Source organism: Rheinheimera metallidurans (genome assembly GCF_036983985.1).
GTDB classification, from domain to species: domain Bacteria; phylum Pseudomonadota; class Gammaproteobacteria; order Enterobacterales; family Alteromonadaceae; genus Alishewanella; species Alishewanella metallidurans.
This window is the reverse complement of record NZ_JALAHQ010000006.1, coordinates 74,347-89,480: the sequence shown is the minus strand read 5'-3', so window position 1 is coordinate 89,480 and position 15,134 is coordinate 74,347. Positions and strand designations below refer to the sequence as shown.

Sequence of the window (15,134 nt, the reverse complement as noted above, 5' to 3'; positions counted from 1 at the left end):
TACTTACTTATGGTTTGATAGCCATTGGTAAAAGGCTTGTTTAGGAAAAGCGCCCGCTTGTTGGGCCAGTATTTTGCCTTGTTTAAAGATCATCAACGTGGGTATTGAGCGAATATTAAACTGCGCGGCTAGCTGTTGCTGTTGTTCGGTATTTAGCTTACCAAAACGAAAATGCGGCTCCAGCTCTTGTGCCGCCTGATTAAATACTGGCGCAAAACTCTGACATGGTCCACACCAACTGGCCCAAAAATCGACCACTAATGGTAGTTCAGCTTTATTAGCATGTGCAGCAAAATTGCTGCTAGTTAACTCTATTGGCGTACCGTTAAATAAAGCTGATTTACATTTTCCGCAAACCGGCTGCTGCGCTAGACGTTGTTCAGGCACGCGATTTAACGCCGCGCAATTGGGGCAGGCAACAAGCATAAGTACCTCTGATAAATTTTAGCTAATACTGATATAGCGTCTAGCAGAGCCTATTTAAAGCCAGTATCAAAAATTAACCTGCAACCAGCTACTTTGGTTATCAAAGCTTAAGGTTTTAACTCTGCCCTTACCTTCAAAATTAACGGTATTAAGCTGTGCTGGCCAAATATCTTGTAATGCACTTTGCGCAGCTTTTAATCCGTTAATAGTTTTAGGTATAGCGGTTTCTTGATATACCCAAAAAAACCGCCCTTCTAACTGACCACCAAGTAAGGTTAAATTGATATTGTCACCATTTAGCTGCTGCAAAGCAAAATGCTCACTAACATATTGGCTAAAGGTATCCTGAGTTTGTTCACTGTTTAATATATCGGCGTCTTTACTAAATAATATTTTTACCGCGTGCTCAGCATCATGCAGATAAAAGCGATGCATTACCTCAATATTACCAGTACGCTGGTTAAACAATACTTTGGTAAGAGCTGTTTTAAGTTCATGTGCTGCAGCAGGGTTAACAAAGCCTGCTATTAATAACAGGCTAAGCAAATAACGCATTAATTGGCGCCCTTATTATCTTCCAGTTTTTTAGCCGGTTCTTTTAATTTCGTTTTACTGTCTTGCATAATATCGCGACTAACCTTGGCTTTACTTTTCTCAGATTTATACGCCTCTACCCGAGATGGAATAATGCGGCGTGGATAGTAGTTATTTTCTACATCAACATCTGCGGTTAGCCATTGTGCATCAACTATCGCTTCTTTTAGCACCTTATCTTTGGCCGTGACCACGAGTTTATTAACCGCTTTAGGGCTACGACGCCAAATTTCAGCTGGAATATATTGTTCTTCACTTGTGCCGTCGGTGTAATGCAATTGCAGTAATATTGGCATTACTAAGCCACCTTGATTACTAAATTGCAGCACGTAGTAATTTTTATCTTCGGCAACCGCACGTTCAAATGCAGCGCGTTCCCAAGGCTCTAGATCATGCATAAACTTGTTATAGGCATTGCGCTCTTTGTTGGTTACAGTAAAGCGGTCATTGGCATCATAAAAATCGCTGACGTCTTTATTCTGCTCAACCCACTGCACTTTGCCTTCTGCTTTATTGCGTTCAACAAAGACTGAACCAGGCTTATCTAATTCTTGCTGGCGCTCGCGCTGAAAATCAATATCAGGGTTTTTCGTATCTAAGCGTAACTGATAGATTTTATCTAATGAGATATCGACATGATCAGTACTATAAAACCAGCCACGCCAAAACCAATCTAAATCGACGCCGCTAGCTTCTTCCATCGTGCGGAAAAAGTCTGAGGGTGTTGGCCGCTTAAACTTCCAACGTAATGAATATTCTTTAAAGGCAAAATCAAATAGCTCGCGACCTAAAATAACTTCTCGCAAAATATTTAACGCTACCGCAGGTTTAGTATAGCCATTAGGCCCAAGCCTTAACACGCTGTCAGATTGTGTCATTATTGGCACTTGTACCTCAGACTTCATGTAGTCAACGATATCACGCGCTTCTACACCCCAAGGAATATTAGCGTCCCATTCGCGGCCAGCAATACCATCTAAAAAGCTGTTTAAGCCTTCATCCATCCAAGTCCACTGACGTTCGTCAGAATTCACCACCATTGGAAAATAGTTATGGCCTACTTCATGAAAGATAACGCCAAGTAAAAAGCGTTTTTCTGCTTGAGAATAAGTGCGGCTGCCGTCGTCTTGCAAAGTCGTACGTGGGCCGTTAAACGAAATCATGGGGTATTCCATACCACCAACCGGGCCATTTACTGACTGCGCTACTGGATACGGATAATCAAACGAAAAACGAGAATACACCTCTAGAGTATGAATAACAGACTCAGTAGAGTATTTCTGCCATAGTTCACCGCCCTCTTTGGGATAAAACGACATAGCCATAACAAAGGGCTGATCTTTGCCACCTTGCTCGTAGCCCTTAGCATCCCATATAAATTTACGTGATGATGCCCAAGCAAAATCGCGCACATTACTGGCTTTAAAATGCCACGTTTTAGTTTTATTGGTACCGGTTTTTTCGTTTTCTAAAGCTTCTTGTTCGGTAACAACGAATACTGGTCGCTTAGCATTTTTTGCCTGCTGCAAGCGCTTTAACTGCTCGCTTGATAATACTTTGCTACTGTTTTGCAACTCGCCAGTTGCAGAAACTATATGGTCCGCCGGTACAGTTAACTGTACGTCGTAATCGCCAAATTCTAAGGTAAACTCGCCACGACCAAGAAATTCTTTATTAGTCCAAGCTTCGTAATCGGTGTACGCCACTAAACGTGGAAACCACTGCGCTGCTAAGAAAATATCATTGCCGCCTTCACGCTCATCTTTAGGAAAATGCTCATAACCTGAACGCGCTGATACCGCATCTTCTTCTACTAAGTTAAACGCGAAATCCATACTTAAATCGACAGTTTGGCCAGCTTTAAGTGGTTTATCTAAATCAACACGCATTAGTGTGCCAACTATGGTCATAGCTAAAGCTTTACCGGCGCTGTTTTTCACATTTGTTATTTTAAAACCTAACTCATTGTCAGCCATAAACTGCTGACGACGCAGCTCGTCTAAACTTAACCGTGCGGCAATATCACCACTACCAACCGACGTTGCAGGGCCGCGACGACCAATACCACCAAAATCGGTGCTCATTTCCGCCATAGAATCGTTTTTAAATATATTCTGGTCTAAATGTAGCCATAGATATTTTAGTGTATGCGGTGAGTTATTTTGATAATTAATTCGCTGACTACCTGTTAAGCGGCGTTTAGCTTCGTCTAACTGCACGTCTATTTTGTAATTAACCTGTTGCTGCCAATACTGTGGCCCTGGCTCACCCGCGGCATTGCGATACACATTAGGCGTGGGTAGGGCTTCATCTAACTGACGAAATTTATCTTCATAGTCGCCCTTAGTTTGACGAATGGTATCGGCGTTGGCTAACTGGCTGCATAGCAACACACCAATTAGCGCTAATAGGTTAGTACGCGGAGGAAATATGGACATATAGCAGGCTCTCTTATTATTATTCTGCTTAACTTAGGCAAGCTCTCTACAATAAGTAACTTTTCAGCGGCAAACAAGCGGGTTTTAACACGTTCAATAGTTAATTCATCGCCAATAAAAAAGCCCCGTAAAAACGGGGCTTAATATTAGATTACAACTTAATCTTTTGGCTTACGTGGTGCGCGTGGTGCTGCACCTGGACGCGGGCCCGCACCAGATGTAGAAGCTGGTGCAGATGAGCGACGTTCACCTACTGGAGCCGAACCTGTATCAACACAAATATTCAGCTTTTGCTTACGCACATACACTTTTTTCAGATGCTGAAAAACTTCATTAGGTATTGTTGCTGGCAATTCTACCGTACTGAAATGATCAAACAATTTAATGTTACCAATAAACTGGCTGTCGATATTCGCTTCGTTGGCAATAGCGCCAACAATATCGCCCGCGCGCACACCGTGCTCTTTACCTACCTCAATACGGTAAGTTTGGTAATCACCTTTCATTTCGCGCTTAACCCGTGGGCCGCGATCTGGGCGGTCGCTACGCTCACCACGTTCGGTGCGCTCAGGACGATCACTACGTTCACGACGTGGCCGATCTTCACGCTCACCGCGAGCATGGGGTTCGCGAATTGCTGGGAACAAATTAGCAACATTAAGTGGCTGTTCTTTTTGCGCTAAATACAGTAATGCTGCGGCAATATCACCATCGGTAGCGTCAATTTTTTCACGCCAGTCGTTAATAAGACCTTGGAAGAATGCTAAGTTTTGCGTTTCAACAGTTTCGGCTAATTGCTCACGGAAAGATTCAATACGACGCTGTTCAATAACCTGACCTGTAGGCAGTGACATTTGCTCAATAGGCTGTTTAGTTGAATGTTCGATAGTACGCAATAAACGACGTTCGCGAGGCGACACAAATAATATTGCTTTACCTTCACGACCGGCACGGCCTGTACGACCAATACGGTGCACATAAGCCTCACTGTCATAAGGAATATCGTAGTTTACTACTAAGCTAATACGTTCAACGTCTAATCCGCGTGCTGCAACATCAGTAGCAACAATAATATCTAACTGGTTTGCTTTCATTTTACGAATGGTTAATTCGCGGTGCGCTTGGTTCATATCGCCATTTAAACAGGCTACGGCATAACCACGGGCACCCAGCTTTTCAGCAATTTCTTCTGTAGCGCTTTTAGTACGCACAAACACGATACTTGCATCGTATTCTTCGCCTTCTAACAAGCGCGTTAATGCGTCAAGCTTTTGATTGCCATCTAACATTACATAGCTTTGTTTGATGCGTTCAACGGTACTCGTTTTTGATGCTATTTTAATTTCTTCAGCATTTTTTAAATGCTTTTGGGCAATAGCGCGGATCGGTGCAGGCATGGTTGCAGAAAACATTGCAACCTGACGGCCCGCTGGTGTCGCGTCCATAATAGTTTGCACATCATCGATAAAGCCCATGCGTAACATTTCATCGGCTTCATCCAACACGATAGCACGCAGCTTATCTAGCTTTAATGTGCCACGTTCTAAATGGTCAAGAATACGACCTGGTGTACCAACAATAACTTGAGAGCCACGTTTAAGTGATTTCAACTGGTTGGTATAACTTTGGCCACCATATAACGGCAGAACATGAAATGCTGGCATGTAACGCGCATAAGCTTGAAATGCTTCAGCTACCTGAATTGCAAGTTCGCGAGTTGGCGCTAACACTAAAATTTGTGGGTCGTTTTGTGCAGGATCTAACCTAGCTAATAGTGGTAAAGCAAAAGCACCGGTTTTACCAGTACCTGTTTGCGCTTGACCTAATACATCTTCGCCAGCTAAAAGTTTAGGGATAGCAGCAGCCTGAATAGGCGACGGCGATTCATAGCCAAGTTCAGTAACAGCACGAATAAGTGCTTCAGGCAGCATTAGCTGGGCAAATGACAAAGTGTCAGACATACGTTGTTTAAACCTCAATAACACGCAGGCGTAGTAGTAGTGCTATTGTTGCTTTTACTTAGCCTGCAAAGCAGTAAAAACATCTAAATCATGTCAAAAACATAGCTTTGACCGATTTTATTCCAGTAGTATAGCCGAACATTCTTATGACAAGAGGCATATCATGATAGACATCCTCGTTGGCAGCCAAATGGGCGCAGCGGAATATGTGGCAGAACAAGTTGCTGAAACACTGGTACAAGCGGGCTATGACGTTAAACTACATCTGAAACCCGAGCTGGACCACCTCAACCGGACTGATGTCTGGTTAGTGATCACATCCACCTATGGCGCAGGAGATCTGCCTGATAATATTCAACCCTTTGCGGATCAATTAGCACAAGATCGAAGTGATCTTACCACACTTTCTTACGCCGTGATCACTTTAGGTGACTCGAGTTACGATACTTTTTGCGAAGCCGGACGAAAAATAGCCAAATCACTTGAATTTAAAGGCGCAACTAGCTTAATAGACAGTTTAGAAATTGATGCACAACAACCAGAATTACCCGAAGACATCGCCTTAGTTTGGTTACCGCAACTAATAGCACAAATAAAATAAAAAAACGGGTGCAACGCACCCGTAAACACAAACATCCTTCAGGAAGAATGAGATAGCACTAGCTTCTCTTGTTAGTCTCAGCAATAAAACCAACGCCTGCCAAGCTACAGTCAATTCCAAGTTTTAACTTGATATGCAAATGATAAAGTGTTGATAACTGCATTATAGCTTAAAAATAGTACTGAAAAGTTATCTACAAATTTCAAAATATTACAAAAAGTTTGTGTATAACTATAGGTAAAACCGGTTATTAACCTGTACTTATCCTCTTTACAAAAATATATTTTTTCTAGCCTGTGGATAACCAGCGAAGTTAACCACCGGTTCAAGGCCAACAGATCCTAGCTTGATCACAGGATCTGATCTGTTCTAAGTTAATGATCCTTCTTGTAAAGAAACGCTTATGCACCAAAATTGGCCTGCTTAATAGTAAATATAATAAAAAGATCTCTAAAAAGATCTTATTTAATTTAAACGATCCTAAACGCTGCTGGCATTCCACTTATCGCCAGATCAGGCTACAATACCTCTCGTTCAACGTTCGACCAAAAAACCATAAATCGAGGCAAGTATGCTGTATCAAGAGATATTCGACGTAATCGTTGTAGGCGGTGGCCACGCTGGCACAGAAGCCGCTCTGGCAGCAGCTCGTATGGGTCGTAACACCTTGTTATTAACCCATAATATTGAAACTTTAGGTCAAATGTCATGCAACCCTGCTATCGGTGGTATCGGCAAAGGTCATTTGGTTAAAGAAATTGACGCCCTAGGTGGAGCTATGGCAATAGCAGCCGACAAAGGCGGCATTCAATTTAGAACGCTAAATAGTTCTAAAGGCCCTGCGGTAAGGGCAACCAGAGCACAAGCCGATCGACAACTGTACCGTGCAGCTATTCGTAATATTTTAGAAAACCAACCAAACTTAAAAATATTTCAACAAAGTTGTGATGACTTAGTTGTTGAAAACAATAAGGTTACTGGCGTCGTTACCCAAATGGGCTTAACGTTTAAAGCTAAATCAGTGGTATTAACCGTTGGTACATTTTTAGGCGGACAAATACATATAGGTTTACAAAGCCATTCTGGTGGCAGAGCCGGTGATCCACCGTCAATAGCCCTAGCTAAAAGATTAAGAGAACTGCCATTTAAAGTTGATCGTTTAAAAACGGGTACACCACCACGTATTGATGCTCGTACTATCGATTTTTCTATGATGCAAACTCAACCTGGTGATAACCCAACACCAGTATTTTCTTTTCTCGGCAAACAAAGCGATCATCCAACTCAGATACCTTGTTACATAACTTATACCAATGCGAAAACACACGATGTTATTCGCAATAATTTACATCGATCACCAATGTATACCGGTGTAATAGAAGGGATTGGCCCAAGATATTGTCCATCGATAGAAGATAAAATTACCCGCTTTGCTGACAAAGATAATCATCAAATTTTTATTGAACCTGAAGGGTTAACCACACATGAAGTTTACCCTAATGGCATTTCAACCAGCCTGCCATTTGATGTACAACTAAGCATAGTACGTTCAATTAAGGGTATGGAAAATGCTCACATTACCAGACCTGGTTATGCCATTGAATATGATTTCTTTGATCCCAGAGATCTAAAAAGCAGTCTTGAGACAAAATTTATTGAAGGTTTGTTTTTTGCCGGCCAAATTAACGGTACAACAGGTTACGAAGAAGCAGGTGCACAAGGTCTATTAGCCGGTTTAAATGCTGCACTGTTCACGCAAGATAAAGAGCCGTGGTCACCAAGCCGTGATCAAGCTTACTTAGGTGTACTAGTTGATGATTTAACCACACTAGGCACTAAAGAACCCTATCGTATGTTTACCAGCCGGGCTGAATATCGCCTAATGCTACGTGAAGATAATGCAGATGCACGTTTAACCGAAAAAGGTCGTGAGTTTGGCTTGGTAGACGACATACGTTGGGCGGCTTTTAACGAAAAAATGGAACAAGTGGCTATAGAACGCCAACGCTTAAAGCAAAGTTGGGTTCATCCGCAACATGCCGCGCTAATTGCAATAAATGCGTTAGTTAAAACTCCGCTTACCAAAGAAGCAAGTTTAGAAGAGCTGGTTCGTCGTCCAGAAATTAACTACGCAGATTTAATGAAAATTTCTAATATTGGCCCCGGTGTTACTGATCCTATCGCGGCAGAACAAGTAGAAATTCAAATTAAATATGAAGGCTATATAAATCGTCAACAAGATGAAATTGCTAAACAGCAACGTAATGAACAAAGTTTATTACCACAACAGTTTGATTATAAAGCTGTTAAAGGCCTATCAAACGAAGTAATTGCGAAATTAAACCAAACTCAACCACAAACAGTTGGCCAAGCGTCACGTATTTCAGGCATTACACCGGCCGCTATTTCATTACTGTTAGTCTATTTAAAGAAACAGGGTTTACTGCGCAAGTCTGCGTAACTGACGACAAGGAACAACATGTTAGATCAATTACGCTCGCTGGTGGCGCAAACCAGTTTGTCGTTATCTGAGTACCAACTACAGCAATGTATTGACTATGTAAAACTACTTGATAAATGGAACAGCGCCTACAACCTAACCTCAGTGCGTGATCCTAAAGAAATGTTAATAAAGCACGTGATGGATAGCCTAGTTATTGCACCGCATTTAATTGGTAACCATTTTATAGATGTAGGTACCGGTCCTGGTTTACCTGGCGTGCTATTAGCTATTTATTATCCAGATAACAACTTCACTTTGCTTGATAGTCTAGGTAAAAGGATCCGCTTTTTAAACCAAGTAAAACTGCAGTTAAAACTAACTAATATTCAACCAGTACAAAGCAGAGTGGAAGATCATCAACCTGAGCAGCACTACGATGGTGTTATTAGCCGAGCTTTTGCTTCGATCAATGATATGCTGAATTGGTGCAGGCATTTACCTACACAAAACGGCCATTTTTACGCGATGAAAGCCGCTGCAGTACAAGAAGAAATTGCAGCTTTGCCTGATTTTGTTAAAGTAGTCTCCGTTCAACCACTTGTTGTGCCGCAGTTGCAAGCACAAAGGCATTTGGTAATACTGCAACCCTGCTAACTGACAACGAGGACATCTTGTGGCGAAAGTGATCGCAATAGCTAACCAGAAAGGCGGTGTAGGTAAAACTACTACAGCTGTAAATTTGGCTGCCTCCCTGGCTGCGACCAAACGCAAGGTGTTGCTTATCGACTTAGATCCCCAAGGTAACGCTACCATGGGTAGCGGAGTTGATAAATATGATTTACCGGCCACCGCTTACGAGTTACTCGTTGATGAAAAACCACTATTAGACGTTTTAGTTAAAGAAACCAGCGGCGGTTATCATTTAGTTGGCGCTAACTCTGACTTAACAGCAGCAGAAGTACGTTTAATGAACGTATTTGCTCGTGAATTGCGGCTACGTAATGCATTAAAAGACTACCGTAATAGTTATGACTTTATTTTTATCGACTGCCCGCCGTCACTTAATATGCTAACAGTAAATGCCATGGCTGCCGCTGACACAGTATTAGTACCAATGCAGTGTGAATACTTTGCATTAGAGGGTTTAACCTCGTTAGTTGAAACCATTAATCAATTAGCCGCAGCCGTTAACCCTGAATTAAAGATCGAAGGCATTTTAAGAACCATGTACGATCCGCGTAATCGGTTAGCAAATGATGTATCAGATCAATTAAAACAGCATTTTGGTGATAAGGTTTATCGGGCTGTTATTCCACGCAATGTACGTTTAGCAGAAGCACCTAGCTTTGGTACACCAGTAATGTATTACGATAAAAACTCAACTGGTGCAAAGGCTTATTTAGCATTAGCAGGTGAAATGTTACGCCGAGCTGATAAAAAGACGGCTAGCAGCACAGCATCAGCCTGATCTGAATAATTTTAGGGAAGCAATTTAGCATGTCGGTAAAAAAACGCGGCTTAGGCCGAGGTCTGGATGCCCTACTTACGTCCAATAAAGCTAGCAGCACAACTTCCACACCCAGCAGTAGCGAACTGCAACAATTACCTGTTGAGTTTTTAATACCGGGTAAATACCAACCACGCAAAGATATGTCGCAAGAAGCGTTGGAAGACTTAGCCAGTTCTATTCGAGCACAAGGTATTATTCAACCGATAGTTGTGCGACCAATAGGTAACGGAAAATTTGAAATTATTGCGGGTGAAAGGCGTTGGCGTGCAAGTCAGTTAGCAAAACTGGCAGAAGTACCTTGTATTGTTAAAGATGTGCCAGATGAAGCCGCTGTTGCCATAGCGTTAATAGAAAACATTCAACGAGAAGATTTAAATGCAATGGAAGAAGCCGTAGCATTAGAACGCTTATTAATAGAGTTTTCGTTAACTCACCAGCAAGTAGCTGATGCAGTTGGCAAATCTAGAGCATCTGTTACTAACCTGTTGCGCTTAAACCAATTAAATGACGATGTAAAACTATTGCTTGAACACGGCGACATTGAAATGGGCCATGCAAGAGCATTATTAGCACTAAAAGAATTTGAGCAATCAGATGCCGCTAGATTAGTTGCGGCTAAACAATTAACCGTACGTGAAACTGAAAACTTAATACGGCGAATTTTAGAACCTAAACCGGTAGCTTCTGAAAAGCCACGAGATCCCGATGTTATTGCTCTAGAACAACGCTTAAGTGAGCGGTTTGCCGCACCTGTGCAAATTAGCTACAACAATAAAGGTAAAGGTAAGTTAGAAATTGCGTATAGTAGTTTAGATGAGTTAGATGGCATTATTAATAAGTTGAATGTTACTGAGCAATAAAACATCAAATTAGATATAAATAGGTACTATCACAGTGCTAACACTGCTTTTTGTTGCAAATTGAAGGTATGTAAGTATAATTTCGCAAGTTTTTATTACCCCCTTCCCGGGCGTTTTTAGGGGGACAAGAAATGAAAGAACAAAGTTTAGCTGAACTACGTAAATCAGCTTATAAGTTAGTGTTGTGCCAGTTGGTAGTAGCTGGAATTATTGCACTGACTTTTTTTTTAGCTGCTGATGCAGCTGCGGCTAAATCGGCCTTTAAAGGGGGTTTAGTAGCCATAATACCAAATTGTGTGTTTGCGTTTTTCGCGTTTCGTTTTAATGCCGCAGATAACGCAAATATCGTTGTGATGGCGTTTATGCGGGGCCAATCACTAAAGCTAATTATATCCGCAGTGCTGTTAGCCGTATTATTTTCACAGCAACAACTGGTTCATGGTGCATTTTTAACCGGTTTTATGCTCACGCTAATAGCCCAATGGACCGCTCCGGTTTTCTTTAAACATTAACAATGGGATGAAACATGGCTGCAGGTGAAGAGTTAACCCTCTCTAGTCATATTCAGCACCACCTTGTAAACGCAAAAATGTGTACTGTCGATGGCAGTGTTGCATTTAATAAAGCGTGTGCCGAGGCTGGTTTCTGGACATGGAATATCGATACGTTAGCGTATTCTATTATTTTAGGTGTGTTGTTTTTGTGGGTTTTCCGCAATGCAGCCAAAAAAGCCACTACCGGTGTACCGGGTAAACTACAGTGCTTTGTTGAAATGATAGTGGGCTTTGTTGCTGACAACGTAAAAGATACGTATCACGGCAAAAGCAAATTAATTGCACCACTGGCACTGACAATCTTTGTCTGGGTGTTTTTAATGAACTTAATGGACTTAGTGCCAGTAGACTTCCTACCTTCATTTGCTGCTTTTGTTGGCGAAAACGCGATGGCTGTTGAGCCTGGCCACGTTTATATGAAGTTTGTACCTACTACCGATATTAATTTAGCCGCGGGTTTAGCCTTAGGCGTGTTTTTATTGATGATAGGCTACTCAATTCGTATTAAAGGCGTGTTGGGTTTCATTAAAGAATTAACCCTACACCCATTTAATACTAAAAACGTACCTCTGCAAATTGCTTTGATACCGTTTAACTTATTATTAGAAACTATCGCCTTATTTGCTAAGCCATTTTCACTAGCGTTACGTCTATTCGGTAACCTGTATGCGGGTGAAATGATCTTTATCTTAATAGGGGCGGTAGGTTTAGCGCAGTTACCTCTGCACTTCCCTTGGGCGGTATTCCATATCTTAGTTATTACCTTGCAAGCATTCGTATTTATGATGCTGACTATCGTTTACCTAAGCATGGCTAGCTCAGATAACCACTAATTTTATTTAACTTTTAACTTTAACTTAAAAACTCTGGAGAAAAAAATGGAACTAGTATTAGGTCTTAAATTAATCGCAGTTGCAATGTTGATCGGTTTCGGCGCAATTGGTACTGCATTAGGTTTTGGTAACATGGGTGGTAAGTTCTTAGAAGCTTGTGCGCGTCAACCAGAATTAGCCCCTTCACTACAAGTTAAAATGTTCATCTTAGCGGGCCTTATCGATGCTGTTGCCATGATCGGTGTAGGTATCGCAATGTACATGTTGTTCGCAATGTAATTGAAGGCTTTATCCGAACAACTGTTAACTAAGGAGGAGCTGTCGTGACTTTAAACGCCACTCTGCTAGGCGAATTAATCGCATTCGCGGTGTTCGTGCTGTTCTGTATGAAGTTTGTCTGGCCACCGCTGAATAATGCTATTGAAGCGCGCCAGAAAAAAATTGCTGATGGTTTAGCAGCTTCTGATCGTGCGGAAAAAGACCTGGCATTAGCCCAGGACAAAGCCAAAGATCAGTTAAAAGATGCTAAAGCACAAGCGGCAGAAATTATTGAGCAAGCGAAAAAACGCGAAGCAAAAATGATTGATGAAGCGGTGCATAAAGCCAATGCAGAACGTGAAACTATTTTGGCGCAAGCCACAGCAGAAGTTGCCGCTGAACGTAATCGTTTACGTGAAGAGCTGCGCAAACAAGTTGCTGCATTAGCAGTCGCTGGCGCAGAACGAATTCTGCAACGTTCTATTGATGAAGCTGCTCACAGCGACATTTTGGATAAATTGGTTCAAGAACTGAATTAAGGAAGAGCTATGTCTGATTTGACAAATATTGCTCGCCCTTATGCCAGAGCAGCTTTCGATTTTGCTGTAGAGCAAAACGCGTTAGAGGCTTGGTTACAGATGTTGGCCTTTGCTGCAGAAGTAGCAAATAACGACCAAGTTGGCGTGTATTTAAACGCCAATAGTACTGCTGATAAGCAGGCTGGTTTGTTTATTCAGGTATGTGGTGAGCAACTCAATGAGCACGGCCAAAACTTGATAAAAGTGATGGCAGAAAATCATCGCTTGTTGGCGTTGCCTGCAGTATTAACTACCTTTGCTGCACTAAAAGCGGAATTTGAACAGGAAATAGACGTTACTGTCGTTTCTGCAACTACGCTGACTAGTGCACAAAAAGATAAGTTAACCGCGGCATTATCGCAACGTTTGGCACGCAAAGTTAAATTGAACTGTAGCGAAGATCCGGCAGTGGTTAGTGGTTTACTAATCAAAGCTGGTGACATGGTTATTGATGGCTCGATCCGCGGTAAGCTGGATCGTTTAGCAACTGCGCTGCAGTCGTAATTGGGGAACAGAGAATGCAACTGAATTCCACTGAAATATCAGAACTGATCAAAAGTCGTATTGCTCAGTTTGAAGTGGTCAGTGAAGCTCGTAACGAAGGTACTATCGTTCAAGTAACAGACGGTATTATTCGTATCAATGGTCTTGCAGATTGTATGCAAGGTGAAATGATCGAGCTTCCTGGTAACCGCTATGCTATCGCGCTGAACTTAGAGCGCAACTCGGTAGGTGCCGTAGTTATGGGCCCGTATGCCGATTTAACTGAAGGCACTAAAGTTAAAAGTACCGGTCGTATTTTAGAAGTACCGGTTGGCCCACAGCTGTTAGGCCGTGTGGTAAATACTTTGGGTGCACCAATTGACGGTAAAGGACCAATTGAAGCTGCAGGTTTTGAACCGGTAGAAAAAATTGCTCCGGGCGTTATCGAACGTCAGTCAGTTGATCAACCTATGCAAACAGGCTACAAGTCTGTTGATGCCATGATCCCAATCGGTCGTGGTCAGCGTGAATTGTTAATCGGTGACCGTCAAACCGGTAAAACCGCCTTAGCTATTGATGCCATCATCAACCAAAAAGGTACTGGCGTTAAGTGCGTTTACGTTGCTGTAGGCCAAAAAGCCTCTACTATTGCTAACGTAGTACGTAAGCTAGAAGAACACGGTGCGTTAGCGCACACTATTGTGGTTGTAGCATCAGCTTCTGAAGCTGCGGCACTGCAGTTCTTAGCACCATATTCAGGTTGTACTATGGGCGAATACTTCCGTGACCGCGGTGAAGATGCGTTAATTGTTTATGATGATTTGTCTAAGCAAGCTGTTGCTTACCGTCAAATATCATTGCTATTACGTCGTCCACCAGGCCGTGAAGCTTACCCAGGTGACGTATTCTATTTACACTCGCGTCTATTAGAACGTGCATCACGCGTAAATGCTGATTACGTAGAAAAATACACCAAAGGCGAAGTAAAAGGTAAAACCGGTTCATTAACCGCATTACCAATTATTGAAACACAAGCCGGTGACGTTTCTGCATTCGTACCTACTAACGTAATTTCGATTACCGATGGTCAGATCTTCTTAGAAACTGACTTATTTAACGCCGGTATTCGTCCTGCGGTAAACGCCGGTATTTCAGTATCGCGTGTTGGTGGTGCAGCACAAACCAAAATTATCAAAAAGCTGGGTGGCGGTATTCGTCTGGCATTAGCCCAATATTCAGAGCTGGCCGCGTTTGCGCAGTTTGCTTCTGACTTAGACGAAGCAACACGCGCTCAGTTAGAGCACGGTCAAAAGGTTACTGAGCTGATGAAACAGTTACAGTACAGCCCAATGTCTGTTGCCGATATGGGTGTGTCTATTTTCGCTATCGAAAAAGGCTTTATGAAAGACATCGAAGTTGCCAAAATCTTAGATTTTGAAGCAGGTTTAATTGCCTTTATGAGAGCTGAGCACACCGAGCTGATGGCTGATATCGACAAAACCGGTAACTACAACGACCAAATCGAATCTACGTTTAAAGCCGCTATTGATAAATTCAAGGCTACGCAGAGCTGGTAAGCAATGCGGGTGGCTTAG

Annotated in this window: 15 protein-coding genes; 11 read left to right on the top strand and 4 right to left on the bottom strand. The window is 42.3% G+C overall.

Annotated elements, in window-relative coordinates:
* Positions 1–3 precede the first annotated feature (3 nt).
* The 4 genes from trxC to MN199_RS13805 all read right to left on the bottom strand — a co-directional run bounded on the left by trxC (position 4) and on the right by MN199_RS13805 (position 5,419).
* Positions 4–426, bottom strand: a complete 423-nt coding sequence (gene trxC / locus MN199_RS13820; RefSeq protein WP_132586584.1) for a thioredoxin TrxC — start codon at positions 424–426, stop codon at positions 4–6.
* A gap of 66 nt (positions 427–492) precedes the next feature.
* Positions 493–981, bottom strand: coding sequence for a DUF6702 family protein (locus MN199_RS13815; protein ID WP_335739835.1), 489 nt, complete (start codon positions 979–981; stop codon positions 493–495).
* Complete coding sequence (locus MN199_RS13810) at positions 981–3,458, bottom strand: M1 family metallopeptidase (RefSeq protein ID WP_335739834.1); 2,478 nt, start codon at positions 3,456–3,458, stop codon at positions 981–983. The genes MN199_RS13815 and MN199_RS13810 overlap by 1 nt, the downstream gene beginning before the upstream one ends.
* A gap of 158 nt (positions 3,459–3,616) precedes the next feature.
* Positions 3,617–5,419: a DEAD/DEAH box helicase gene (locus tag MN199_RS13805; RefSeq protein ID WP_207903110.1), complete on the bottom strand. Its 1,803-nt coding sequence runs from the start codon at positions 5,417–5,419 to the stop codon at positions 3,617–3,619.
* 163 nt (positions 5,420–5,582) lie between these two features.
* Here MN199_RS13805 and mioC point away from each other — a divergent pair, with 163 nt between their 5' ends.
* The 11 genes from mioC (at position 5,583) to atpA (ending at position 15,116) form a co-directional block, all read left to right on the top strand.
* Positions 5,583–6,020 carry an FMN-binding protein MioC gene (gene mioC, locus MN199_RS13800; RefSeq protein WP_132586580.1) on the top strand — a complete coding sequence of 146 codons (438 nt, stop codon included), beginning with the start codon at positions 5,583–5,585 and terminating at the stop codon, positions 6,018–6,020.
* Positions 6,021–6,591: 571 nt separating this feature from the next.
* Positions 6,592–8,481, top strand: coding sequence for a tRNA uridine-5-carboxymethylaminomethyl(34) synthesis enzyme MnmG (mnmG, locus tag MN199_RS13795; protein ID WP_132586578.1), 1,890 nt, complete (start codon positions 6,592–6,594; stop codon positions 8,479–8,481).
* Between the two features lie 18 nt (positions 8,482–8,499).
* The gene (gene rsmG / locus MN199_RS13790) at positions 8,500–9,117 is read left to right on the top strand and encodes a 16S rRNA (guanine(527)-N(7))-methyltransferase RsmG (RefSeq protein WP_335739833.1); all 618 of its coding nucleotides are present in this window, start codon (positions 8,500–8,502) and stop codon (positions 9,115–9,117) included.
* Positions 9,118–9,136: 19 nt separating this feature from the next.
* Positions 9,137–9,931, top strand: a complete 795-nt coding sequence (locus MN199_RS13785; protein ID WP_132586574.1) for a ParA family protein — start codon at positions 9,137–9,139, stop codon at positions 9,929–9,931.
* Positions 9,932–9,960: 29 nt separating this feature from the next.
* Positions 9,961–10,833 carry a ParB/RepB/Spo0J family partition protein gene (locus MN199_RS13780; RefSeq protein WP_335739832.1) on the top strand — a complete coding sequence of 291 codons (873 nt, stop codon included), beginning with the start codon at positions 9,961–9,963 and terminating at the stop codon, positions 10,831–10,833.
* Positions 10,834–10,964: 131 nt separating this feature from the next.
* Positions 10,965–11,345 carry an ATP synthase subunit I gene (locus MN199_RS13775; RefSeq protein ID WP_335739831.1) on the top strand — a complete coding sequence of 127 codons (381 nt, stop codon included), beginning with the start codon at positions 10,965–10,967 and terminating at the stop codon, positions 11,343–11,345.
* A 14-nt stretch (positions 11,346–11,359) separates the two neighbouring features.
* Positions 11,360–12,220, top strand: coding sequence for a F0F1 ATP synthase subunit A (gene atpB / locus MN199_RS13770; protein ID WP_132586568.1), 861 nt, complete (start codon positions 11,360–11,362; stop codon positions 12,218–12,220).
* A gap of 45 nt (positions 12,221–12,265) precedes the next feature.
* Entirely contained in the window at positions 12,266–12,499 is a 234-nt protein-coding gene (gene atpE / locus MN199_RS13765; RefSeq protein ID WP_132586566.1) for a F0F1 ATP synthase subunit C, read from the top strand.
* Between the two features lie 44 nt (positions 12,500–12,543).
* Complete coding sequence (gene atpF / locus MN199_RS13760; RefSeq protein WP_335739830.1) at positions 12,544–13,017, top strand: F0F1 ATP synthase subunit B; 474 nt, start codon at positions 12,544–12,546, stop codon at positions 13,015–13,017.
* 9 nt (positions 13,018–13,026) lie between these two features.
* Entirely contained in the window at positions 13,027–13,560 is a 534-nt protein-coding gene (gene atpH, locus MN199_RS13755; RefSeq protein WP_335739829.1) for a F0F1 ATP synthase subunit delta, read from the top strand.
* Between the two features lie 14 nt (positions 13,561–13,574).
* Entirely contained in the window at positions 13,575–15,116 is a 1,542-nt protein-coding gene (gene atpA, locus MN199_RS13750) for a F0F1 ATP synthase subunit alpha (protein ID WP_335739828.1), read from the top strand.
* Positions 15,117–15,134 lie beyond the last annotated feature (18 nt).